Here is a 23,783-nt window from a genome sequence, read left to right as displayed (position 1 = left end):
AGCGGCGGCAGGTCTGGTGCATTGCCTCCCCATGCCGGTACGCCGTCCCGGTCTGTGGCCTCGATACCGACGGCGACGTTTTCGACGGACTCATCGTCGACGGGTTCCCGCAAGGGTCCCCGTACAACGGCATTTCCTCCGCAGCCCTTGCCGACCGGCGTCGCGTCGCGGCAATCCGCAGCATCGCAGCTCGCATCATCGCTGCGCGTCACGCATCGCTACGACGACATCATCGATATGCCAGGCCATCGTTCCATGCACCATCCGCAGATGGCCGCCATCAATCGCGCCGCACAGTTCATGCCGTTCGCCGCGCTCGCCGGCTACGACGATGTGCTTCTTGCCAACCTGCATGCCGTGGAGGAACGCGTCGCCGCCGAGGATGCGGCGGGGGACTGCGATTTCGGCGCATAAGTCGATAGCGACGTCGGTCGTGTGCATTCGCGGCGAATGGTCGGGATTGAAAGCCATGTGTACCCATGTGGACCGGGTGGCGGATGACTGGACATGGAAACCATTGGAGAACGGCGGAATTCCGCCATTGTTGCCGTGCTGATCCTTACAACCACTGCAAAACATGGCAATGTGAGGTCGGTCATACCGGTTTTTCCGGTTTCTCGTGCGGGGGAGTGACACACTAAAGGGGTGGAAGAGAAAGTCATCGCATCATTCGTCAACGACACCATCCCTGCCGGCGGCTCGGCGGCATCGGCCGCGCCCGCAGGACCGGCACCGAACCCGGCTCCGGTCGCCGGCGTCGCCGCCGCGCCGGCACCCCGCATGAACCCGCTGTTCCCGGGGCGCACGTTCATCAGCACCGTGCTCGACGCGCTCGACAGCAAGGAAACCATGACCGGCAAGTTCACCGGCAAGTACATGCAGCGCGCTGTCATGGCCGGCTTTTTCGTCGGCATCTTCTTCACCGCGTTCTTCGCGATCAGCGCCACGTTCGCCGCGACCGGCCCCTCAATGGCGCTCATTGGCAAGGTCATCGCCGCGCTCACGTTCGGCTGGGCGCTCGTGCTCATCTACTACACGAACTCCGAACTGCTCACGTCGAACATGATGATCATCTCGATCGGCGTCTACCACAAGCGCATCGACTGGCTGCATTCACTGCGCATCCTCGCGCTGTGCCTGCTCGGCAATCTCATCGGCGGGTTCATCATCGCCGTGCTCATGCGCTTCTCCAGCATCACCGACGGCGTGATCTTCACGCAGATGGCCAACGCGGCCCTCACGAAAACCGGCTACGTCACGCAGGGCTTCGGCGGCATCGTCGACCTGTTCGTGCGCGCCATCTTCTGCAACTTCTGCATCAACATCGGCATGCTCATGGTGTACAACGGCAAGCTCGTCAACGATTTCACCAAGTGCATCATCATGGTCGTGGCCGTGTTCGTGTTCGCCTATCTCGGCTTCGAGCATTCCGTCGCGGATTCCGTGCTGTTCCTCATCGTCGGCCTGCACGGCGTGATCAACCCGTGGCTGGCCATCGCGGCGATCGTCGTGATCCTGCTCGGCAACTTCGTGGGCGGCGGCGTGCTCATCGGCCTCAACTTCGCCGTCATGAACGACCGCCCGCACCCCAACCCGTCGCAGCCCGGCGAGTTCGAGAACTCCGCCCTCGAGCATCTCGAGGCGCCGCGTCCGGCAGGATTGTAGGACTACAGGGGATTGAACCGCAAGCAGACAAAAACGCGTGTTCTTGAGGTTCGTGCAACCGCGTTGTTCAACTCCATTGCGTTTCGCGCGTAACCATACGAAAAAAGCTCCCGAACAATACGGGAGCTTTTTTCGTATCGGCCTGACCGTTCAACCGGTCAGATCAGCGCATCGAGGATCAGGCGGCGAAGTATTCGACGCCGGCCTCGAACAGCGGCTGGTACTTGTTGCCGGGCACGTTCACGTACAGACCGTTGCCGGAACGCTCCGAGTGGCCCATCTTGCCGAACACGCGGCCGTCCGGGCTGGTGATGCCCTCGATCGCGAGCAGCGAACCGTTCGGGTTCACGTCGAGATCCATGCCGGGCACGCCGGACTCGTCCACGTACTGCGTGGCGATCTGGCCATTGGTCTTGAGCAGGTCGAGCACCGGCTCGGACGCGACGAAACGGCCCTCGCCGTGGGAGATCGCGACCGTGTGGATGTCGCCGACGGAAGTCTTCGCCAGCCACGGGGACAGGTTCGACGCGACGCGCGTGCGCACGAGACGGCTCTGGTGGCGGCCGATCGTGTTGAACGTCAGCGTCGGGCACTCTTCGGTCATCGGCACGATGTCGCCGTACGGCACCAGACCCAGCTTGATGAGTGCCTGGAAGCCGTTGCAGATGCCGAGCATCAGGCCGTCGCGGTTCTTGAGCAGGTCGCGCACGGCCTCGGTGACGGCCGGGGCGCGGAAGAACGCGGTGATGAACTTCGCGGAACCGTCCGGCTCGTCGCCGCCCGAGAAACCGCCCGGGATCATCACGATCTGGCTCTTGTTGATCTCCTCGACCAGCGCCTGCGTCGACTCGGCAACGGCGGCCGGCGTGAGGTTGTTCACGATCAGCGTCGACACGTCCGCGCCCGCGCGTTCGAACGCGGCGGCCGAATCGTACTCGCAGTTGTTGCCCGGGAACACCGGGATCACGACGTGCGGCTTGGCGACCGGAGCGCCCACGTACACGGTCTTCTTCGGCGTCTCGAACGTGACCGTCTCGACGGTCGCGCCCTTATCGGCACCCTTGGAACGGTACGGGAACACGGATTCGATGCCGGACTCCCACGCCTCCTGGATCGCATCCAGATCAAGCGTCTCGCCCGCGGCGCGCAGCTCGTATGCGGCGGTCGTCGTGCCGATCTCGCCGATTTCGACGAGGTTGGACGCGGCCGGCAGCTTCGCGTCGTCCGCAAGCTCGATGATGAACGAGCCGTACGCCGGCGTGAACAGGTCGTCCGCGGCGATCGAATCGTTGAGCGACACGCCGATGCGGTTGCCGAGCGTCATCTTGAACAGCGCCTCGGCCGTCGCGCCGTAACCCGGCGTGGACACGGCCAGCGCGTCGTGGAAGTCGACGAGCTCCTCGACGATCGAGAACGCCTCGAGCAGCGCATCCTTGTCCGGTGTGATGCCGTCCGCGAGATAGCGCGGCGCGATGCGCACGACGCGATGGTCGGCGCCCTTGAACTCCGGCGACGTGGCGCGCTTCATGTTGCCCACGGCCACGGCGAAGGAGATCAGGGTCGGCGGCACGTCGAGATGCTCGAACGTGCCGGACATTGAATCCTTACCGCCGATCGCGCCGGCGCCAAGGTCGATCTGCGCCATGAGCGCGCCGAGCACGGCGGCGGTCGGCTTGCCCCAGCGTTCCGGCTCGTCGCGCAGCTTCTCGAAGTACTCTTGGAAGCTCAGATACGCCTTCTCATGCTCGAAGCCGGCGGCCACGAGCTTGGCGAGCGACTCGACCACCGACAGGTAGGCGCCGGTGAACTGGTTCGCGCTCATGATGTACGGGTTGAAGCCCCACGCCATGGCGGAGGCGGTGGTCGTCTCGCCGAACACCGGGAACTTGGCGACCATCGCCTCGTTCGGGGTGAGCTGACGGCGGCCGCCGAACGGCATGAGCACGGTGCCCGCGCCGATCGTCGAATCGAAACGCTCGGACAGGCCCTTGTTGCTGGCCACGTTGAGATCGGTCACGACCGCGCGCAGACGGTCCGCAAGTGAGCCCTCACGCCATGCGGCCGGCGTCTCGTACGCCTGCTGCGCCTCGACGTGCACGACCTGATGCTTGGACGCGCCGTTGGAGGCGAGGAATTCGCGGGAGAGGTTCACGATTTCGTCGCCGTTCCACGTCATCACCATGCGCGGATCCTCGGTCACGGTCGCGATGACGGTGGCCTCGAGGTTCTCCTCGCGGGCGTAGCGAGGAACTCGTCCACGTCCTCGGCGGCCACGTCCACGGCCATGCGCTCCTGCGATTCGGAAATCGCCAGTTCGGTGCCGTCAAGGCCCTCGTACTTCTTCGGCACGGTGTTGAGATCGACGTACAGGCCGTCCGCCAGCTCGCCGACCGCCACGGACACGCCGCCCGCGCCGAAGTCGTTGCAGCGCTTGATCAGACGGCACGCGTCGCCGCGGCGGAACAGACGCTGCAGCTTGCGCTCGACCGGCGCGTTGCCCTTCTGCACTTCGGCGCCGTCAAGCTCGAGAGACTCCACGTTGTGCGCCTTGGACGCGCCCGTCGCACCGCCGATGCCATCACGACCGGTGCGGCCACCGAGCAGGATGATCTTGTCGCCCGGAGCCGGGGTTTCGCGGCGCACGTGATCGGCCGGGGTAGCGGCCACGACCGCGCCCACCTCCATGCGCTTGGCCACGTAGCCCGGATGGTAGATCTCGTCGACCTGGCCGGTGGCGAGGCCGATCTGGTTGCCGTACGAGCTGTAGCCGGCGGCTGCGGTGGTCACGAGCTTGCGCTGCGGGAGCTTGCCTTCCAGCGTGTCGGCGACCGGCACGGTCGGATCGGCGGCGCCGGTGACGCGCATCGCCTGGTACACGTAGGAGCGGCCCGACAGGGGATCGCGGATGCAGCCGCCGATGCAGGTGGCCGCGCCGCCGAACGGCTCGATCTCGGTCGGATGGTTGTGCGTCTCGTTCTTGAACAGGAACAGCCAGTCCTGATCCTCGCCGTTGACGTCCACCTTGACCTTGACGGTGCAGGCGTTGATCTCCTCGGACTCGTCGAGGCCCGTGAGGATGCCGTTCTTCTTGAGCCACTTCGCGCCGATCGTGCCCATATCCATCAGACAGACGGGCTTGCCGTCGCGGCCCAGCTCGTGACGCAGCTCGAGATAGCGCTTGAACGCGGCCTTGACGGTCGCGTCGTCGATCTTGACGTCGTCCAGTTCGGTTCCGAACGTCGTGTGGCGGCAGTGATCAGACCAGTACGTGTCGATGACCTTGATCTCGGTGATCGTCGGCTCGCGCTTCTCAGCCGCGAAATACTTCTGGCAGAACTCGAGATCCGCCAGATCCATGGCGAGTCCGCGCTCGTCGATGAACTTCTGGCCGGCGGCCGCGTCCATCTCGTTGAAGCCGGCGATGACCTCGACCTTGCCCGGGGTCGGCACGGCGGTCTTCAGGGTTTCCTTGACGGCAAGGCTCGCCTCGCGGGCCTCGACCGGGTTGATCACGTAACGCTTGATCGCGTCCATGTCCGAGTCGGTCAGCTCGCCGTCGAGGGCGTACAGCTTGGCGGAGCGGACGGTCGGGCGCTCGCCCTGCGAGATCAACTGGATGCACTCGCTCGCCGAATCGGCGCGCTGGTCGAACTGGCCGGGCAGGAACTCGGTGGCGAACACCTTCGCGTCGCCGAAGTCGGGCAGGTCGTTGGACACGTTGTCGACCTGCGGTTCGCTGAACACGGTCGGCGTGGCCTGGGCGAACAGCTCCTCGCTGATGCCCTCCACGTCGTAGCGGTTCACGATGCGCACGGACTTGAGTCCGGTCATGCCGAGGATCGTGCGCAGTTCGCCGGCGAGCTGCTGCGCCTCGACGTCAAAACCGGGCTTCTTTTCCACGTACACGCGAAAAACCATGGAAATCCTTTCCTGAAAACTCTTGAGGATCGCAAATAAACGCGCAAATAAAACGAAAATCGGCTCCCTCTGACATCAGGGGGAGCCTAGAAAACAAGGTCAGGCGACTTCGATGCCCTCGGACTTGGCCAGCTCGGCCAGACGGCCCTCGATCTCCTCGTAGGCCGGGATGATTGAGCCGAGACCGCGGCGGAACAGGTCCTTGTCGAGGTGCTCGACCTTGCCGGAGTGGTCGCGCTGGTCCCACAGGCGGCAGGAATCCGGCGTGATCTCGTCGGCCAGCAGCAGCGTGCCGTCAGAGGCGCGGCCCATCTCGATCTTGAAGTCGACGAGCTTGACGTCGATCTTCGCGAAGATGTCGATGAGTGCCTCGTTGATGCGGCGGGCCAGCGGAGCGATCTCGGCGAGATCCTCGCGCGTGCACACGCCGAGCGCCACGAGGTCGTCGTCGTTCACGAACGGGTCATGCAGGTCGTCGTTCTTGAGGAAGTACTCGAGCACCGGCTCCTTGAGCGGCAGGCCCTCCTCGACGCCGAGGCGCGAGCAGAAGTGGCCGGCGGCGGTGTTACGCAGCACGATCTCGAGCGGGAACATGTCCATCTTGCGCACCAGCTGGGCGGTGTCGTTCACGCGCTTGACGAGGTGGCTGTCGATGCCGCGGGCCTTGAGCAGGTCGAAGATAATGGTGGTGATGAGGTTGTTCAGACGACCCTTGCCGGTGAAGTCCTCCTTCTTCTCGCCGTCGCCCGCCGTTGCGGTGTTCTTGTACTCGACCCACAGGATCTCCGGGTCGTCGGTTGCGTACAGCTGCTTGGCCTTGCCCTCGTAGAGCTTTTCCAGTTTCTCCATGATCGCCTTTCAAATCAGCGGAATTTCTGGGTGAACTAACGGTAAAAGGGTACCAATAAAGGGCTACAAGCGGGCTGTTTCGGAGTGGCATGGCGCCGGCTGTTCTCGTCACATGCACGCGCGCCGGCACGCGATGAGAGCAGACGATCCACGGGTTAATCCACGGTCAGCGAATCGTACGTTTGCTCATCAAACGGCCATACGCTTTCGGGCTGCCGCAGCGTGCCGCCGTTGGCGAGTACGATCACTGTGTCGCCGGTACGGTAGCCGTCCGGCATGAACGATGCGACCGAATTGCATGCAAAGCGGAGTTTCACGTCGTCGCCAGCCTGATAGGTGCCGGCCTTCACATCCAGCAGGTGCGCGGTGAACGTGACGGCGTTGCCCGACCACGACAATGCAGGCTCGCCGAGCGTCGCCTTGGCGACCAGATCGGGATGGACGTCGTCAAGATACGCCTGTGCGGAATCGTACGACTTCGCATAGCTGATCGCACAGTTCGCCGCGACGTCGCTGCCGGTTGAAACGGACCGATTCTGTCCGCTCACGGCGATCGCGCACGCCAGCACGACGACGATCGCAATGCCGATGATGAGTATGATGCGCCGTTTCGCAGCCATGATCGGCCTCCTTCTTCAACGGGCTTCGACGGCCCGCCGTGGCAGACACCGCCCTGCAACCATTGTCCCGCCCGGAAACGAAACGGGGCCGTGCATGTCATATCTTTCATGACATGCACGGCCCGGCTCACGCAACAGCGGAATGCGCGGCGAATTGGCACCCGCGTACCGGCAACGTGCTATCGCACGGTGATGTCAAGCGCGTCCGCAACACGGGCCGCCTTGGCGCGCGCGTCGTCCGCGGACGAGCCGATCGCCAGCGCGACTGCCATGCGACGATGACCGTGCACCTCCGGCTTGGCGAAGATGCGCAGATCGGTATCCGGCTCGGCCAGCGCGGCCGGCACATTCGCAAATTCCGCCTCGCCGTCGCCCGACACGACGATCGCATGGCTCGCCGCCACCGCGCCGGCCGGCATCGACAGCGCCACATGGCCGGCCGTCACCGGCAGGCCGAGAATCGCACGCGCGTGCAACGCGAATTCGCTCAAACGCTGTGAGATCATCGTCACCATGCCCGTATCGTGTGGGCGCGGCGACACCTCGTTGAACAGTACCGAACCGTCCGTCAGCACGAACAATTCCACGCCGAACACGCCCCAGCCATGCTCTCCGGTCGCCGTGGCCTTCGCCACGAGCCCCTCGACCGCACGGCGGGCGATCGACTGCGCCGTTTCCAGCACGCCGGCATCCGTCGCGGCCGGCTGCCACGACTCGCGGTAATCACCCGACTCCTGACGCTGACCAATCGGCGCGCACGTCACGATTCCGGCCGACGAGCTCACCGTCAGCACCGTCAGCTCATAGTCAAGCGGCGCAAGCGCTTCGACGATCACGCGCGACACGTCGCCCTCGCCGGACGCGCGGCGACCCTCCTGCGCCTCCGTCCACGCGGCGTCGATCGCATCCGTCGAACGCACGACCGACTGGCCGTGACCGGACGAGCTCATGATCGGCTTGACCACGCACGGATAGCCGACCTCGGCGGCTCCCGCACGCAGCTCCTCAAGCGAGCCGGCGAACCGGTACGGCGTGGTCGGCAAACCCAGCTCCTCGTGCGCGATCACGCGCAGGCGCTCGCGATCCATGCAGATCGCTGCAATCTCGGCGCTCGGCACCACCTGAATGCCGCGCGCGGCCGCCGCGGCCAACTCGCCCGTGGCGATCGCCTCGACCTCCGGCACAATGATGTCCGGCCTGACCTCGTCGAACAAGGCGCGCAGCTGCTCCGCGTTCGCCATGTCAAGCACGCGGCATTCGTGCGCCACCTGCTGCGCGGGGGCACCGGCGTACGAATCGGCCGCGCACACCCACGCGCCAAGACGCATCAGCTCGATCGTGACCTCCTTGCCGAGCTCGCCCGCGCCGAGGAACAGCACACGCGTCGGATGCGCGCCCAGCGGCGTGCCGAGCGTGCGGCCGGCAGGGGAAGAAGATGCGGAAACCGGGGAAACGTTCATATCACTCATGCCCCTCATTGTGCCATCGAGGGACGATACGGCCGACGACGGCGATAGGATGGGACAATGCTCGAAAACAGGGAAGACGGCGTCGCCGCCGGAGAGAAGGAACCGCGGATCGACCGTCCGCTGACCATCGCGCTCGTCATGGACACGATCGGCAACAAGGGCAACGGCACGTCCAATTCGGCACTGCAATACGCGCACGAACTCGAACGTCAGGGCCACCACGTGCGGCTTGTCGGCATCGGCGCGCCCGAATATCCGGCGCGCGTCAGCCGCGTGCCGCTCGTCTCGTGGGTGGCCGCCAAACAGCAGATGCAGTTCGCCGAACCCAGCGAAACCCTGTTCCGCACCGCATTCCGCGGCGTGGACGTCGTCCACATTTATCTGCCGTTCCGATTCGGCCGCCATGCCGCCCGGGCTGCACGCGCGATGGGCATTCCGGTCACCGCCGGATTCCACCTGCAGCCGGAAAACGTCACCTATTCGGCCGGGCCGCTCAAATACGTGCCGGGCATTTCCGGTTTCCTGTACTGGCTGTTCAAAACATGGCTGTACGGCGGCATCGATCACATCCACACGCCCACAGAAATGATCGCTGGCCAGCTGCGCGCTCACGGCTACAAAGCCAAGCTGCACGTGATCTCCAACGGCTATACGGCGCGATTCACGCCGAAGACGCAGCGCAAACCCGGCGAACCGGCGCCCGTGCCGTTCCGCATCGTCGCGTCCGGGCGACTTACGCACGAGAAGGACCACATCACGCTCATCAAGGCGATTGCCCGCTGCCGTCACGCCAAGGACATCGAGCTGACGATCTGCGGCACCGGACCGCTGCAACGGTATTTGCGTTTGCGCGCGAAAATGCTGCTCAGCCGGCCTGCGTCGATCGGCTTCCATAGGAACGACGACATGCCGGCTTTGCTGCGCTCCTGCGATCTGTTTGTGCATCCCTCGATCGTGGACATCGAATCATTGAGCGTGATCGAGGGCATGGCCTCGGGCCTCGTGCCGGTGATCGCTTCGTCCGAACTGAGTGCCGCCGGCCAGTTCGCGCTGCTTGACGAATCGCTGTTCCCCGTGCGCGACGCGGCTGCGCTTGCGCAGCGCATCGACTGGTGGATCGACCATCCGGACGAACTGTCTGAGTGGGGTGCGCGCTACGCCGCGCACACGAAGGAGCATTATTCGGTCGAAGCGTCCGTCGCCAAGTTCGTGGATATGGAACGTGAGGCCATCGTGGATGCCTGATTGCATCATCCGACGTGGAATTTGTCCGGACGTCAACCGGAGTTTGACGATTGAGAGGCTGATATCGACTCCTGCCTAGGTCGGTTGAACGATTGAGAGGCTATCTTTCATGACCAGTCGGCGTGAACGTCCGATGCTCCCTTGATATTTCGCGGATAGCGCGGTTTGATACACCCGTTGTGATCGAACGGCTGCCTCTCGATCGTCGAACCGACCTATGCAATGCGCCCAATCAGCCTCTCGATCGTCGAACTTTCCCTGACTACAGCAGCGCGAGCAGCTCCTCGACCTGATCGTCGGTGGTGTGCCAGCTTGTGCAGATACGCATGACGGTGTGCGTTTCGTCGGCGCGTTCCATGAAGCCGAGACGCACGTGCTCTTCGAGGCGTTCGCGCGTCGGCTCGTCGAGCGTGATGAAGATCTGGTTCGTCGGCGCTTCGAACGTCAGCGTGTAGCCCTTGTCCCGCAGCGTCGCGCGGATGCGGTCGGCTGCCTCGTTCGCGTGGCGGGCGATGCGCATGTACAGGTCATCGGTGAACAGCGTGTCGAACTGGAGCCCCAGCAGCCAGCCCTTGGCCAGCAGCGCGCCGTGCTGCTTGATGAGCGTGAGGAAATGCTTCGGCGTGTCGGAATAGTCGCCGTGATGCGTGAACACGACAGCCTCGCCGAACAGCGCGCCCACCTTGGTACCGCCGATATAAAACACGTCGGCGATGCGCGCGAGATCCTCGAGCGTCACGTCGTTGCCGGTCGCGGTTATCGCGTAGCCGAGCCGCGCGCCGTCCACGAACAGCGGCATGTGGTAGGCGTGGCAGATCTCGGCGATGGCCTCGAGCTCGGCCTTGGTGTACAGCGTGCCGTATTCGGTGGCCTGCGATACGTAGACGCAGCCGGGGAAGACCATGTGCTCGTAGTTTGCGTCGGCGTAGAACGTGGCGCAGTATTCGTTGAGCTCCTTCGCGTCGATCTTGCCGTCGTGATGGGGGAGTGTGAGCACCTTGTGCCCGCTTGCCTCGATCGCGCCGGCCTCGTGCACGTTGACGTGCCCGGTCGCGGCCGCGACGACGCCCGCGTACGGCGGGGTGATTGCGTCGATGATGGTCTGGTTGGTCTGTGTGCCGCCGACCAGGAACCACACGTCGGCGTCCGGCGCGCCGCACGCTTCGCGGATTTTCGCCTTGGCGGACGCGCAGATATCGTCCGAACCGTAGCCGGGGAACGTGGTCGTGTTCGCTTCGGCGAGTCGGGCGAGGATTTCTGGGGTTGCCCCGCAGGAATAGTCGTTTTCGAAGGACAGCATGGTTGGCTCCTTGGATTGTGCCGCGTCTGTTGCACGGCGGTCTGTCGTACGGCGGGAATGCCTGCATGACAAAAGGCATGCCTGCATGACGAAGGCGAGTCTACCGCGCGATGCCGCCGTCGTCCGTGAGGCCGCTCGTCGTCGCGGTGGTCGCCGTGATGTTCCGTTGCGTGAGGTGGTCATGTGATGCCGCGGCCGCGTTCCGACTGTTGCCGAGCGAGGATCGAACGATCGTCGCAGTCGCATATGCGGAAGAAAAGGTCGGGGACAAACAAGGGCCCGCACGGTTCGTTCCGTGCGGGCCCTCTGCTGAAAGGAGGTTCTCATGATACATCTGCTCGTACATATCGTTCGTTGCGCACCGCCCTGTGCGCGTCTGTATGGTGCCACCTCTGTTGCTGCCGGATGAAGTTATATGGAGGCGTTGCGCATGGTTCTCACAACCGCGGCGCTTCGTTGCGGCCTGCCGGCTTCCCGACCGACCTACAACTCCGGCCTCCATGTAACAGTATACGCGTTTCGTCGATCGAACACGCGAGTGCAAGATGCCGTTAGCCCAATGTTTGCAAGTGTTTCCTTACGATTTACCAAACGAACGGAACTGCACATTCGGATCGTTTTCGTGATGATGAAACGCACACGATCGGGCAAGGCAGAACGACGCGACACGCCGAATTGGCGCATCTCGGAGGTTCGTGTATAGTATCCATCTGTTGCCTAGCGCACTGCTGGTGCGGAGGACAACGATGGTGGATATAGCTCAGTTGGTAGAGCAGCTGATTGTGGTTCAGCAGGTCGCGCGTTCGAGCCGCGTTATCCACCCCAGTAAAGCCCGGGACTCAGGTCCCGGGCTTTCTTGTTTTTCAATCCCAGTTCCTGTCTTCCGACAAATCGCGGCATGATACCGGTGCCTGGCGTGTCGTATGTCGAGGGTTTCCGTATTATGGATATTCGTGTGTGCCAACGGCATGCCTTATGTGACAGGCGTGCGGGTTGGGATATCCCGTGAATCGACTGGATCGCGCGCAGCAATGCGGACTGTGAAAGAGGATCGGGCCATCGGGCCGGTGGACTGTGGCTATCTTTGACCGATCTGTCGATCAGTGGGCAAAGTGTGGGCGCAGTGCGGCGGTCTCACGGAAACAAGAGAAACCACTGAATCGGAGAATTCAAGTTGCCTACTATTGAACAGCTCGTCCGTAAGGGACGTCAGGCCAAGCCGAAGAAGTCGAAGACTTTGGCCTTGAAGGGCAGCCCGCTGCGTCGCGGCGTGTGCACCCGTGTGTACACCACCACCCCGAAGAAGCCGAACTCGGCTCTGCGTAAGGTCGCCCGTGTGCGCCTTTCCTCGGGCATCGAAGTCACCGCTTACATCCCGGGCGAGGGCCACAACCTGCAGGAGCACTCTATCGTGCTCGTGCGCGGCGGCCGTGTGAAGGATCTGCCGGGCGTGCGTTACCACATCGTGCGTGGCGCGCTCGATACCCAGGGTGTTAAGGATCGCAAGCAGGGTCGTTCCCTGTACGGAGCAAAGAAGGCGAAGTAAGAGATATGTCACGTAAAGGCCCCGCTAAGAAGCACACGCTGCTGCCCGATCCGATCTACGGCTCGACCGTCGTGGCTCAGCTCATCAACAAGATCCTGCTCGACGGCAAGAAGTCGATCGCCGAGGACATCGTCTACTCCGCGCTCGATATGGTCAAGGAGAAGACCGACCAGGAGCCGGTCGCTGTCCTGAAGCGCGCCCTCGACAACATCCGTCCGTCCCTCGAGGTCCGTTCCCGCCGCGTCGGCGGTGCGACCTACCAGGTCCCGGTCGAGGTCAAGCCGAACCGCGCCAACACGCTGTCGCTGCGCTGGCTGACCGACTTCTCCCGCGCCCGTCGTGAGAAGACCATGGCCGAGCGTCTCGCCAACGAGATCCTCGACGCCTCCAATGGCCTCGGTGCTTCTGTCAAGCGCCGCGAGGATACTCATAAGATGGCAGAGGCCAACAAGGCCTTCGCTCACTACCGCTGGTAATTTCCAAGAACGAGAGCTAAGGAATAGCAAATGGCACTTGACGTGCTTACGGATCTGCACATGATCCGCAACATCGGCATCATGGCCCACATCGATGCCGGTAAGACCACCACCACCGAGCGCATCCTCTTCTACACCGGCAAGAACTACAAGATCGGTGAGACTCACGACGGCGCCTCGACGATGGACTTCATGGCTCAGGAGCAGGAGCGCGGCATCACTATCCAGTCCGCCGCCACCACCTGCTTCTGGAACCGCCAGACGCACGACACCAAGGACAAGTTCCAGATCAACATCATCGATACCCCGGGCCACGTGGACTTCACGGCCGAGGTGGAGCGCTCCCTGCGCGTCCTCGATGGTGCCGTCGCCGTCTTCGACGGCAAGGAAGGCGTGGAGCCGCAGTCCGAGACCGTGTGGCGCCAGGCTGACAAGTACGGCGTTCCGCGTATCTGCTTCATCAACAAGATGGACAAGCTCGGCGCTGACTTCTACTTCTCCGTGCAGACCATCAAGGACAAGCTCGGCGCCAAGCCGCTCGTCGTCCAGCTGCCGATCGGCGCCGAGAACGACTTCGCCGGCGTCGTCGACCTGATCCGCATGAAGGCCTACGTGTGGAACGACGTGTCCACCGATCAGGGTGCCCACTATGACACCGTCGACATCCCGGCTGACCTGCAGGACAAGGCCGAGGAGTACCGTGCCCAGCTGCTCGACGACGTGGCCGAGGCCAGCGACGAGCTGACCGAGAAGTACCTCGAGGCCGGCGAGCTGACCGAAGAGGAGATCCGCGCGGGTATTCGCCAGCTCACCATCGAGCGTCGCGCGTACCCGGTTCTCTGCGGTTCCGCCTTCAAGGACAAGGGCGTGCAGCCGATGCTCGACGCCGTTGTGGACTACCTGCCCTCCCCGGAGGACGTGCCGTCCATCAAGGGCTTCAAGCCGGGCGACGAGTCCGTCGAGATCGACCGCAAGCCGCTGGTCTCCGATCCGTTCGCGGCCCTCGTCTTCAAGATCTCCACGCACCCGTTCTACGGCAAGCTCGTGTTCGTGCGCGTCTACTCCGGCTCCGTCAAGCCGGGCGACAACGTGCTCGATTCCACCAAGGGCAAGAAGGAGCGCATCGGCAAGATCTTCCAGATGCACGCCGACAAGGAGAACCCGGTCGACGCCGCTGAAGCCGGCAACATCTATACGTTCGTCGGTCTGAAGAACGTGTCCACCGGTGACACCCTGTGCGCTGAGTCCGCCCCGATCTCCCTCGAGTCCATGACCTTCCCGGACCCGGTCATCCAGGTGGCCGTGGAGCCGAAGACCAAGGCCGATCAGGAGAAGATGGGCATCGCCCTCGCGAAGCTCTCCGACGAGGATCCGACCTTCCAGGTCACCACCGACGAAGAGTCCGGCCAGACCCTGATCGCCGGCATGGGCGAGCTCCAGCTCGACATCATCGTCGACCGTATGCGCCGCGAGTTCAAGGTCGAGTGCAACGTCGGCAAGCCGCAGGTCGCGTACCGCGAGACCATCCGCAAGGCCGTGATGAACGAAGTCTACACCCACAAGAAGCAGACCGGTGGTTCCGGCCAGTTCGCAAAGGTGTTCATGAACTTCGAGCCGCTCGACACCGAGGCCGGCGAGACGTTCGAGTTCGTCAACGAGGTCACCGGCGGCCACATCTCCGCCGAGTTCATCGGACCCATCGAGGCCGGTGTCAAGGAAGCCATGGAATCCGGCGTGCTCGCCGGCTTCCCGGTCGTGGGCGTCAAGGCCACCGTGTACGACGGCCAGATGCACCCGGTCGACTCCTCGGAAATGGCCTTCAAGATCGCCGGTTCCATGGCGTTCAAGGAAGCCGCTCCGAAGGCCAAGCCGGTCATCCTCGAGCCGATCATGGCCGTGGAAGTCCGTACGCCGGAAGAGTACATGGGCGACGTCATCGGCGATCTGAACCAGCGTCGTGGCAACATCCAGTCCATGACCGACGCCACCGGCGTCAAGGTCATCGACGCCAAGGTCCCGCTGTCCGAGATGTTCGGCTACATCGGCGATCTGCGTTCCAAGACCCAGGGCCGCGCCATGTTCACCATGCAGATGGATTCCTACGCCGAGGTGCCGAAGTCGGTTTCCGACGAGATCATCAAGGCCCAGCGCGGCGAGTGACACGCGCTGCCGCTTAAGGCGTCCAGTGTCTCCAGTCAGCGCTAATATCGTGTAGCGCTGACTGGGTTCTGGCTCCAAAGTGGCACATAACCCAGAAACCCAGTAAACTGTAGCGAGTGCCCGGGCCACAAGCCGGGGCTTCTACTACACGAGACGTCCAGGAGGACAAAAGTAATGGCAAAGGAAAAGTACGAGCGTACTAAGCCGCACGTTAACATCGGTACCATCGGCCACGTCGATCACGGCAAGACGACCCTGACCGCGGCCATCTCCAAGGTCCTGCACGAGGAGTACCCGGATCTCAACCCGGAGTACGACTTCAACCAGATCGACGCCGCTCCGGAAGAGCAGCAGCGTGGTATCACCATCAACATCGCCCACATCGAGTACCAGACCGCGAAGCGTCACTACGCTCACGTGGACTGCCCGGGCCACGCCGACTTCGTGAAGAACATGATCACCGGCGCCGCCCAGATGGATGGCGCTATCCTCGTTGTGGCCGCCACCGACGGCCCGATGGCCCAGACCCGCGAGCACGTGCTGCTCGCCCGTCAGGTGGGCGTCCCGAAGATCCTGGTCGCCCTGAACAAGTGCGATATGGTCGAGGACGAGGAGCTCATCGAGCTCGTTGAGGAAGAGGTCCGTGACCTCCTCGACGAGAACGGCTTCGATCGCGACTGCCCGGTCATCCGTCTGTCCGCCTACGGCGCTCTGCACGATGACGCTCCGGATCACGAGCACTGGGTCGAGCAGGTCAAGAAGCTCATGGACGCCGTCGACGAGTACATCCCGACCCCGGTCCACGACCTCGACAAGCCGTTCCTGATGCCGATCGAGGACGTGTTCACCATCTCCGGTCGTGGTACCGTCGTCACCGGCCGTGTTGAGCGTGGCCAGCTGGCCGTCAACACCCCGGTCGAGATCGTCGGCATCCGTCCGACCCAGTCCACCACCGTCACCTCCATCGAGACGTTCCACAAGACCATGGACGCCTGCGAGGCTGGCGACAACACCGGTCTGCTGCTCCGCGGCATCAACCGTACCGATGTTGAGCGTGGCCAGGTTGTGGCCAAGCCGGGCTCCGTCACCCCGCACACCAAGTTCGAGGGCGAAGTCTACGTGCTGACCAAGGATGAGGGTGGCCGTCACTCGCCGTTCTTCTCCAACTACCGTCCGCAGTTCTACTTCCGCACCACCGACGTCACCGGCGTCATCGAGCTGCCGGAAGGCGTCGAGATGGTCCAGCCGGGCGATCACGCGACCTTCACCGTCGAGCTGATCCAGCCGATCGCTATGGAGGAGGGCCTGACCTTCGCTGTGCGTGAGGGTGGCCACACCGTCGGCTCGGGCCGTGTCACCAAGATCCTCGCCTGATTTTTGTCAGAGAGATCATGACACGCTTGAACTAGCGTTCTGAGAAACCCCCGAATCCCAACGGATTCGGGGGTTTTCTTATATTGGAAACGCCTGTATAGGCGGTATGGCATAATGGCGAAGGCTATTTTTCAGCTTCACGCAAAATCAGTCAAAACGAATAGGTGAGTAACTGTGGCACAGACTACCAATGACATCAAGAACGGTTCCGTCCTGAACCTCGACGGCCAGCTGTGGACCGTCACCAAGTTCCAGCACGTCAAGCCGGGCAAGGGCCCCGCCTTCGTGCGCACCACCATCAAGAACGTCCTGTCCGGCAAGATCGTCGACAAGACCTTCAACGCGGGCATGAAGATGGAATTCGAGACCGTCGACAACCGCAACCTGCAGTACTCCTACGAGGACGGCGAGAACTTCGTCTTCATGGACATGACCACCTACGATCAGATCTACATCCCGAAGTCGCTGGTCGGCGATCAGGCCAAGTACCTGCTCGAGGGCACCGACTGCGTGGTCTCCTTCCACGACGGCACCCCGCTGTCCGTTGAACTGCCGGCTTCCGTGATCCTGACCGTCACCCACACCGAGCCGGGCCTGCAGGGCAACCGCTCCAACGCCGGCACCAAGCCGGCCACCGTCGAAACCGGCGCCGAGATCCAGGTCCCGTTGTTCATCAACGAGGGCGAGAAGGTCAAGGTCGATACCCGCGACGGCTCCTACCTCGGCCGCGAAAACAACTGATCCGCGGGTACGAGATCCGCTGGGACCAAAGGAATAGAGAGCTTCATGGCACGTTCCACCGCCCGCAAGAGGGCTCTGAACACGTTGTACGAAGCGGACGAGAAGGGACAGGATATCCTGTCCCTTCTTGCTGAGCGCATCGCCGAGCCGGGCGCGCAGACCCCGCTTCCCGATTACGCCATCGACATCGTGCGCGGCGTCGCCGAGCACCGTCGTGACATTGACCGCACGCTGAACGACCATTCCACCGGTTGGAAGGTCTGGCGCATGCCGGTCGTCGACCGCAACATTCTGCGCATCGCCGTCTGGGAGATCCTGTTCAACGACGAAGTGCCGAACAAGGTCGCCATCGACGAGGCCCTCGGCCTCGCGAAGACCCTGTGCGACGACGATTCGCCAGCGTTCATCCACGGCCTGCTGAGCGCCGTGTGCAACGGCATCGAGCGCCCCATCGACGATGGTCCGTCGCAGTCCGACCAGTCCGGCGAGCAGCCGTCCGAACAGGGCGAACAGACCGGCGAAACGTCCGCCGATACGACCGGCGAGTCCGAATAAACAGCACATTTCCAGCGGTTTCGTTCGGGTTCCCAGTCCCCGCCGGCCGCTATCGTGAGTGACGAATATCCCGAGTAATTAAGGGGGTTTTGGTGAACCAGATTGATTCCGAAGCCGTGAGTTTTTCCCCTGATGAAGCCGTTCTCGTTCTTGAGGACGGGCAAGTGTATGTGGGAGACCCCTACGGCGCCATCGGCAAGACCAGCGGCGAGATCGTGTTCGCAACCGGCATGACCGGCTACCAGGAGACGCTGACTGATCCGAGCTACGATCGGCAGATCGTGGTGCAGACGTTCCCGCACATCGGGGACACCGGAATCAACCAGGAGGATCCCGAATCCTCGCGTATCTGGGTCGCCGGCTACATCGTGCGCGATCCCAGCCCGACCGTGAGCAACTGGCGTGCGACGGGCTCGCTCGACGACGATCTCAAGTGCGAAGGCATCGTCGGTCTGTGCCATATCGACACGCGCAAGTTGGTGCGCCACCTGCGCACCGCCGGCGTGATGCGCGCGGCCATCTTCTCCGGCGACGCGCTGATCGACGAGGGCACTGGCACGCTGCGCTCCGTCGCGTCCATGCTGGCCGAGGTCAAGGCCACGCCGCAGATGAAGGGCCTGAGCCTCTACGACGAGGTCAGCACCAAGGAAACCTACACCATCGAACCGTGCGGCGAATTCGAAGGCAAGGAGCCGCTGTTCACCGTCGCGGCCGTCGACCTCGGCATCAAGGCCATGACGCCGCACCGCATGGCCGAGCGCGGCTGCCGCGTGCACGTCGTGCCGTCCACCATCACGTTCGAAGAAATCGAAAACCTCAACCCGGACGGTGTGTTCTTCTCCAACGGCCCGGGCGACCCGGAGCAGGCCGGTCCCGAAGTCGAGCTGCTGCGCAAGGTGCTCGACGCCGGCTACCCGTTCTTCGGCATCTGCTTCGGCAACCAGCTGCTCGGCCGTGCGCTCGGCTTCGGTACGTACAAGCTCAAGTTCGGCCACCGCGGCATCAACCAGCCGGTCAAGGACGTGACCACCGGCAAGGTCGAGGTCACCGCGCACAACCACGGTTTCGCCGTGGACGCGCCGATCGGCGAAATGGTGGATGCCCCGTACGAGAACGGCAAGTACGGCAAGGTGTTCGTGTCCCACATCGATCTGAACGACGACGTGGTCGAGGGCCTGCAGTGCGTGGACATCCCCGCGTTCTCCGTCCAGTACCACCCGGAGGCGGCGGCCGGTCCGCATGACGCCGCATATCTGTTCGACCGTTTCGTCGACCTGATGAAGACGACGAAGACTGCCAAGGAGGAGAAGCGCAATGCCTAAGCGTACGGACATCAAGTCGGTCATGGTCATCGGCTCTGGCCCGATCGTGATCGGACAGGCCGCCGAGTTCGACTACTCCGGCACCCAGGCATGCCGCGTGCTGCGCGAGGAGGGCATTCGCGTCATTCTGGTCAACTCCAACCCGGCCACCATCATGACCGACCCGGAGATGGCGGACGCCACCTACATCGAGCCGATCGCAACCCCGATCCTCGAGCAGATCATCGCCAAGGAGCGCCCCGACGCGCTGCTGCCGACCCTCGGCGGTCAGACGGCCCTGAACGCCGCGATGGCGCTCGGCGAGGCCGGCGTGCTCAAGAAGTACAACGTCGAGCTGATCGGCGCCTCGCTCGAGGCCATCGACCGCGGCGAGGACCGCGAACTGTTCAAGAAGGTCGTCGAGGAGGCCGGCGCCGAATCGGCCCGCTCGCGCATCGCGCACACGCTCGTCGAATGCGACCGCATCGCCGACGAGCTCGGCTACCCGCTGGTCGTGCGTCCGAGCTTCACCATGGGCGGCCTCGGCTCCGGCATCGCGCACGACGAGGAGGAGCTGCACCGCATCGCCGGCGCCGGCATCCACTACTCGCCGACCGATGAGGTCCTGATCGAAGAGGGCATCGAAGGCTGGAAGGAATTCGAGCTTGAGCTCATGCGCGACCGCAACGACAACGTCGTGGTCGTCTGCCCGATCGAAAACGTCGACCCGGTCGGCGTGCACACCGGCGATTCGATCACCGTCGCGCCGTGCTTCACGCTCACCGACCGCGAATACCAGAAGCTGCGCGACATCGGCATCGCGATCATCCGCGGCGTTGGCGTCGACACCGGCGGCTGCAACATCCAGTTCGCCATCCACCCGGACACTGGCCGCATCATCGTCATCGAAATGAACCCGCGCGTTTCCCGTTCGTCCGCCCTCGCGTCCAAGGCGACCGGCTTCCCGATCGCCAAGATCGCGACCAAGCTGGCCCTTGGCTACACGCTCGACGAGATCCGCAACGACATCACGCAGTCCACGCCGGCCTCCTTCGAGCCGACCATCGACTACGTGGTGACCAAGGTGCCGCGCTTCGCGTTCGAGAAGTTCCCGGGCGCCGACCCGACCCTGACCACCTCGATGAAGTCCGTTGGCGAGGCCATGGCTCTCGGCGGCAACTTCCAGGAGTCGCTCGGCAAGGCTATGCGCTCGATCGACAAGCGCCACATGGGCTTTAACTGGGACGGTGCCAAGCCGTCCGCCGACGAGGTCGCCGAATTGCTCGAGGCTATCAAGGTGCCGACTGAGCATCGCTACCTGCAGATCCAGCGCGCCCTGTGGGGTGGCGCGACCGAGCAGCAGATCTTCGATGCGACCAAGATTGACCCGTGGTTCATCCGCCAGTTCGCGCTCATCAACGACACCGCGCTCGAAATCGCCGCCGCCGAGACGCTCACCAAGAAGCTGCTCAAGAAGGCGAAGCAGGCCGGCCTGTCCGACCTGCAGATCGCGCACCTGCGCCGCCTCGGCGACGAAGGCGAGAACACGATCCGCGAGCTGCGCTGGACGTACGGGCTCAAGCCGGTCTACAAGACCGTCGACACCTGCGCCGCCGAGTTCGATGCGGTCACGCCGTACTACTACAGCTGCTACGCCGACGAGTCCGAACTGCGCCCGCGCGAGCGCGAAGCCGTGATCATCCTCGGCTCCGGCCCGAACCGCATCGGCCAGGGCATCGAGTTCGACTACACCTGCGTGCACGCGGTGCAGGAGCTCGGCAAGGACTATGACACGATCATGGTCAACTGCAACCCGGAGACCGTGTCGACCGACTACGACATGTCTGACCGCCTGTACTTCGAGCCGCTCACCTTCGAGGACGTGCTCGAGATCTACGAGGCCGAGAAGAAGATGGGCCCGGTCAAGGGCGTGATCGTGCAGCTCGGTGGCCAGACGCCGCTCTCGCTCGCCGCGCGACTCAAGGCCGCCGGCGTGCCGATCCTCGGCACCACGCCGGAATCCATCGACCTGGCTGAAAACCGCGAGCTGTTCGGCGAGGTGCTCAAGAAGGCGCACATGAACGCGCCGCGCTACGGCACCGCCCTCAGCCTCGAGGAGGCCCGCGAGGCCGCGCACAACATCGGCTACCCGGTGCTGGTGCGCCCGAGCTACGTGCTCGGCGGCCGCGGCATGGAGATCGTGTACGACGACGCGCAGCTCGTCAAGTACGTCAACCGCGCGCTCGACGAGGCGAAGGCCGACACCGTGGTGTCCGGCCGACTGCCCTCCCCGCTGCTCATCGACAAGTTCCTGCAGGACGCCATCGAAATCGACGTCGACGCGCTGTTCGACGGCGAGGAACTGTACATCGGCGGCATCATGGAGCACGTCGAGGAAGCCGGCGTCCACTCCGGCGACGCGGCTTGCACGCTGCCCCCGTCCACGCTGTCCGACGACCAGATCCGTCGTCTGCGCGAGGGCACGTACGCCATCGCCAAGGGCTGCGGCGTCAAGGGTCTGATCAACGTGCAGTACGCGTTCATGGCGAACACCCTGTACGTCATCGAAGCTAACCCGCGCGCCTCCCGCACCGTGCCGTTCGCATCCAAGGCCACTGGCGTGGCGCTGGCGAAGGCCGCCGCGCGCATCATGGCCGGCGAAACCGTCGCCGATCAGCGCGCCAACGGCCTGCTGCTGCCCAAGGGCGACGGCGGCGTCATCCACCGCGGCCAGCAGGTGGCAGTCAAGGAGTCCGTGCTTCCGTTCAAGCGCTTCCGCACGCCGGTCGGCAAGACCGTCGACGTGCTGCTCGGACCCGAGATGCGTTCGACCGGCGAAGTCATGGGCTTCGACCGCGACTTCCCGCACGCGTTCGCCAAGAGCCAGCTCGCCGCCTATGAAGGCGGCCTGCCGACCGGCGGCAACGTGTTCATCTCGGTCAACGACTCCGACAAGCGCCAGCTGCCGATGTTCGCCGTGCGACTTGTCGAACTCGGATTCAAGCTGTGGGCCACCGAAGGCACCGCCTCCGTGCTGCGCCGCTACGGCATCGAATCGAAGATCGTCGACAAGATCAGCACGCGCATGGACACCGATCCGGACGCGCCGGTCGTCGTCAAGCATGCGGAAGGCAGCATCGGCAAGAATGTCGTCGAACTCATCGAGGACGGCAACATCGACATGATCCTGAACACGCCGAACTCCCGCGGTTCGCGTTCCGACGGATATTCGATCCGTGCCGCCGCGATCGCGGCCGACATTCCGCAGTTCACGACGATGACCGAGTTTTCAGCTGTGCTCATGGCCATTGAAGCCGTCAAGAAGAACGACTATCAGATCATGAGCATTCAGGAACATTCGCAGCAGTTGTTCGAAATGGAAAGCCGGGATAACTCATGATCAACAGCCTCAGCAGTGGAGAGCAGCAAGCTCAGCGCTCGGACTTCGGTCTGCGCCTGAGCAATTCAATGGCCAAGTACGGCCCGTTGTGCGTAGGAATCGACCCGCATCGCAAGCTCCTCACTGACTGGGGCTACAACGTCGATGCGGAGGGCGCGGAGCTGTATGCCATGCGCATGCTGCAGGCCGCGTCCGGCCGCGCCGCCGCCGTCAAATTCCAGTCCTCGATGTTCGAGCGCTACGGGTCGAAGGGCTTTGCCGCGCTCGAGCGCGTCCTGTACGCGGCGCGCCAAATGGGCATCATCACCATTGTCGACTGCCTGCACGGCGGTCTGTCCACGACGATCTCCGCGATTTCGGACGCCTACTTCAAGCCGGGCGCCTACTTCAAGCCGGGCGCCCCGTTGCTCGCCGACGCGATCACGCTGCTGCCGTACTATGGCGCGCGTTCGCTCGGCGGCGTGATCAACGATGCACTCAACAACGGCCGCGGCGTGTTCGTCGCCTCCCTCACCTCGAATGAGGAAGGCGCGAGCCTGCAGACCGCCATCCGCCAAAACGGCGACTACAAGGGCAAAACCGTGGCGTACGGCGTGGCCAGCACCGTGCAGAAGTTCAACGAAGGCATCACCGGCATGGGATCCGTCGGCCTGATCATCGGCGCGACCATCGGCCAGTGGATCAACGACAGCGGCGTCGACCCCGCGCAGTTCACCGGCCCGATCCTGTCTCCCGGCTACGGCTGGCAGGGCGCCGAGGCCAAGGACCTGCGCACCGTGTTCAAGGGCACGCGTGGCAACGTGCTCGTCACCGTGTCTCGTTTCATCGCCTCGCACGGACCGGACATCGCCGCGCTGTCGCAGGCCACCGAGGCGATTTCGCTCGACGTGCGTCAGGCGCTGCTCGAAGCGACCAAGGCCACGGACGACCGGGCGGCCGATCCGCACGCGCCGACCGTCGTGGACATGGGCGCCGCTTCCCGCACGTCCGGTGATGCCGACACGTCCGCAGCGAGTGCCGATGCGCCGACTGCCGCAGCCACTCAGCCCGTTGCTCCGGCGCATAGCGAGTCGGCTGATGCTTCTGTTGCGGCCGGACATGATGCGACGCCCGCCGAACCCGCACACGATGATGCCGATACGACGGCAACCGCGGACCGTGCCG

At 63.7% G+C, this 23,783-nt stretch carries 16 protein-coding genes, 1 tRNA gene and 1 pseudogene; 12 read left to right on the top strand and 6 right to left on the bottom strand.

What is annotated here, in order from left to right:
* Positions 1-645: 645 nt before the first annotated feature.
* Positions 646-1,665: a formate/nitrite transporter family protein gene (locus tag BBIA_RS02015; protein WP_238548403.1), complete on the top strand. Its 1,020-nt coding sequence runs from the start codon at positions 646-648 to the stop codon at positions 1,663-1,665.
* A gap of 178 nt (positions 1,666-1,843) precedes the next feature.
* On the opposite strand, the gene BBIA_RS15165 is transcribed toward BBIA_RS02015, so the two are convergent.
* The 5 genes from BBIA_RS15165 to purT form a co-directional block, all read right to left on the bottom strand.
* Positions 1,844-3,865, bottom strand: coding sequence for a phosphoribosylformylglycinamidine synthase subunit PurQ (locus BBIA_RS15165; RefSeq protein WP_420796674.1), 2,022 nt, complete (start codon positions 3,863-3,865; stop codon positions 1,844-1,846).
* Positions 3,862-5,583, bottom strand: a complete 1,722-nt coding sequence (locus BBIA_RS15160; RefSeq protein WP_420796673.1) for an AIR synthase-related protein — start codon at positions 5,581-5,583, stop codon at positions 3,862-3,864. The genes BBIA_RS15165 and BBIA_RS15160 overlap by 4 nt, the downstream gene beginning before the upstream one ends.
* Before the next feature lie 99 nt (positions 5,584-5,682).
* Positions 5,683-6,432, bottom strand: a complete 750-nt coding sequence (gene purC, locus BBIA_RS02005) for a phosphoribosylaminoimidazolesuccinocarboxamide synthase (RefSeq protein ID WP_033492923.1) — start codon at positions 6,430-6,432, stop codon at positions 5,683-5,685.
* Positions 6,433-6,587: 155 nt separating this feature from the next.
* Positions 6,588-7,052, bottom strand: a complete 465-nt coding sequence (locus tag BBIA_RS02000) for a hypothetical protein (protein WP_033492921.1) — start codon at positions 7,050-7,052, stop codon at positions 6,588-6,590.
* Between the two features lie 179 nt (positions 7,053-7,231).
* On the bottom strand, positions 7,232-8,521 hold the full coding sequence (gene purT, locus BBIA_RS01995) for a formate-dependent phosphoribosylglycinamide formyltransferase (protein ID WP_152600494.1): 1,290 nt from the start codon (positions 8,519-8,521) through the stop codon (positions 7,232-7,234).
* A 57-nt stretch (positions 8,522-8,578) separates the two neighbouring features.
* Between purT and BBIA_RS01990 the strand changes: the two genes are divergently transcribed.
* The gene (locus tag BBIA_RS01990; RefSeq protein ID WP_033492918.1) at positions 8,579-9,766 is read left to right on the top strand and encodes a glycosyltransferase; all 1,188 of its coding nucleotides are present in this window, start codon (positions 8,579-8,581) and stop codon (positions 9,764-9,766) included.
* Positions 9,767-10,028: 262 nt separating this feature from the next.
* On the opposite strand, the gene BBIA_RS01985 is transcribed toward BBIA_RS01990, so the two are convergent.
* Positions 10,029-11,066: a threonine aldolase family protein gene (locus BBIA_RS01985; protein ID WP_033492916.1), complete on the bottom strand. Its 1,038-nt coding sequence runs from the start codon at positions 11,064-11,066 to the stop codon at positions 10,029-10,031.
* 749 nt (positions 11,067-11,815) lie between these two features.
* On the opposite strand from BBIA_RS01985, the gene BBIA_RS01975 reads away from it, so the two are divergent.
* The 10 genes and pseudogenes from BBIA_RS01975 to pyrF all read left to right on the top strand — a co-directional run.
* A tRNA-His gene (locus tag BBIA_RS01975) sits at positions 11,816-11,891 on the top strand.
* A gap of 349 nt (positions 11,892-12,240) precedes the next feature.
* Complete coding sequence (gene rpsL, locus BBIA_RS01970; RefSeq protein WP_003813881.1) at positions 12,241-12,612, top strand: 30S ribosomal protein S12; 372 nt, start codon at positions 12,241-12,243, stop codon at positions 12,610-12,612.
* Between the two features lie 5 nt (positions 12,613-12,617).
* Positions 12,618-13,088 carry a 30S ribosomal protein S7 gene (gene rpsG / locus BBIA_RS01965; protein ID WP_033492908.1) on the top strand — a complete coding sequence of 157 codons (471 nt, stop codon included), beginning with the start codon at positions 12,618-12,620 and terminating at the stop codon, positions 13,086-13,088.
* A gap of 30 nt (positions 13,089-13,118) precedes the next feature.
* Complete coding sequence (fusA, locus tag BBIA_RS01960) at positions 13,119-15,248, top strand: elongation factor G (RefSeq protein WP_033492907.1); 2,130 nt, start codon at positions 13,119-13,121, stop codon at positions 15,246-15,248.
* A gap of 174 nt (positions 15,249-15,422) precedes the next feature.
* The gene (tuf, locus tag BBIA_RS01955; protein WP_033492906.1) at positions 15,423-16,622 is read left to right on the top strand and encodes an elongation factor Tu; all 1,200 of its coding nucleotides are present in this window, start codon (positions 15,423-15,425) and stop codon (positions 16,620-16,622) included.
* Positions 16,623-16,796: 174 nt separating this feature from the next.
* Positions 16,797-17,363 carry an elongation factor P gene (gene efp, locus BBIA_RS01950; protein ID WP_033492904.1) on the top strand — a complete coding sequence of 189 codons (567 nt, stop codon included), beginning with the start codon at positions 16,797-16,799 and terminating at the stop codon, positions 17,361-17,363.
* A 45-nt stretch (positions 17,364-17,408) separates the two neighbouring features.
* Entirely contained in the window at positions 17,409-17,918 is a 510-nt protein-coding gene (gene nusB, locus BBIA_RS01945) for a transcription antitermination factor NusB (RefSeq protein ID WP_051923653.1), read from the top strand.
* Positions 17,919-18,010: 92 nt separating this feature from the next.
* Positions 18,011-19,240, top strand: a complete 1,230-nt coding sequence (gene carA / locus BBIA_RS01940; RefSeq protein ID WP_033492902.1) for a glutamine-hydrolyzing carbamoyl-phosphate synthase small subunit — start codon at positions 18,011-18,013, stop codon at positions 19,238-19,240.
* Complete coding sequence (gene carB, locus BBIA_RS01935) at positions 19,233-22,619, top strand: carbamoyl-phosphate synthase large subunit (RefSeq protein ID WP_033492901.1); 3,387 nt, start codon at positions 19,233-19,235, stop codon at positions 22,617-22,619. Before carA ends, carB begins: the two co-directional genes overlap by 8 nt.
* A pseudogene (pyrF, locus tag BBIA_RS01930) lies at positions 22,616-23,533 on the top strand (orotidine-5'-phosphate decarboxylase); the annotation flags it as partial. The gene carB and the pseudogene pyrF, both read left to right, overlap by 4 nt.
* Between the last annotated feature and the right edge of the window lie 250 nt (positions 23,534-23,783).

The organism is Bifidobacterium biavatii DSM 23969 (assembly GCF_000741165.1).
GTDB classification, from domain to species: domain Bacteria; phylum Actinomycetota; class Actinomycetes; order Actinomycetales; family Bifidobacteriaceae; genus Bifidobacterium; species Bifidobacterium biavatii.
This window is presented reverse-complemented; position numbering and strand designations above follow the sequence as displayed.

Excerpts from the sequence above, each read along its gene's own strand:
- tuf (WP_033492906.1), top strand. The coding sequence starts at position 15,423 with ATGGCAAAGGAAAAGTACGAGCGTACTAAGCCGCACGTTAACATCGGT.
- carB (WP_033492901.1), top strand. The coding sequence starts at position 19,233 with ATGCCTAAGCGTACGGACATCAAGTCGGTCATGGTCATCGGCTCTGGC.
- purT (WP_152600494.1), bottom strand. The coding sequence starts at position 8,521 with ATGAGTGATATGAACGTTTCCCCGGTTTCCGCATCTTCTTCCCCTGCC.
- BBIA_RS01985 (WP_033492916.1), bottom strand. The coding sequence starts at position 11,066 with ATGCTGTCCTTCGAAAACGACTATTCCTGCGGGGCAACCCCAGAAATC.
- BBIA_RS02000 (WP_033492921.1), bottom strand. The coding sequence starts at position 7,052 with ATGGCTGCGAAACGGCGCATCATACTCATCATCGGCATTGCGATCGTC.
- rpsG (WP_033492908.1), top strand. The coding sequence starts at position 12,618 with ATGTCACGTAAAGGCCCCGCTAAGAAGCACACGCTGCTGCCCGATCCG.
- fusA (WP_033492907.1), top strand. The coding sequence starts at position 13,119 with ATGGCACTTGACGTGCTTACGGATCTGCACATGATCCGCAACATCGGC.
- purC (WP_033492923.1), bottom strand. The coding sequence starts at position 6,432 with ATGGAGAAACTGGAAAAGCTCTACGAGGGCAAGGCCAAGCAGCTGTAC.
- nusB (WP_051923653.1), top strand. The coding sequence starts at position 17,409 with ATGGCACGTTCCACCGCCCGCAAGAGGGCTCTGAACACGTTGTACGAA.
- BBIA_RS15160 (WP_420796673.1), bottom strand. The coding sequence starts at position 5,583 with ATGGTTTTTCGCGTGTACGTGGAAAAGAAGCCCGGTTTTGACGTCGAG.
- BBIA_RS01990 (WP_033492918.1), top strand. The coding sequence starts at position 8,579 with ATGCTCGAAAACAGGGAAGACGGCGTCGCCGCCGGAGAGAAGGAACCG.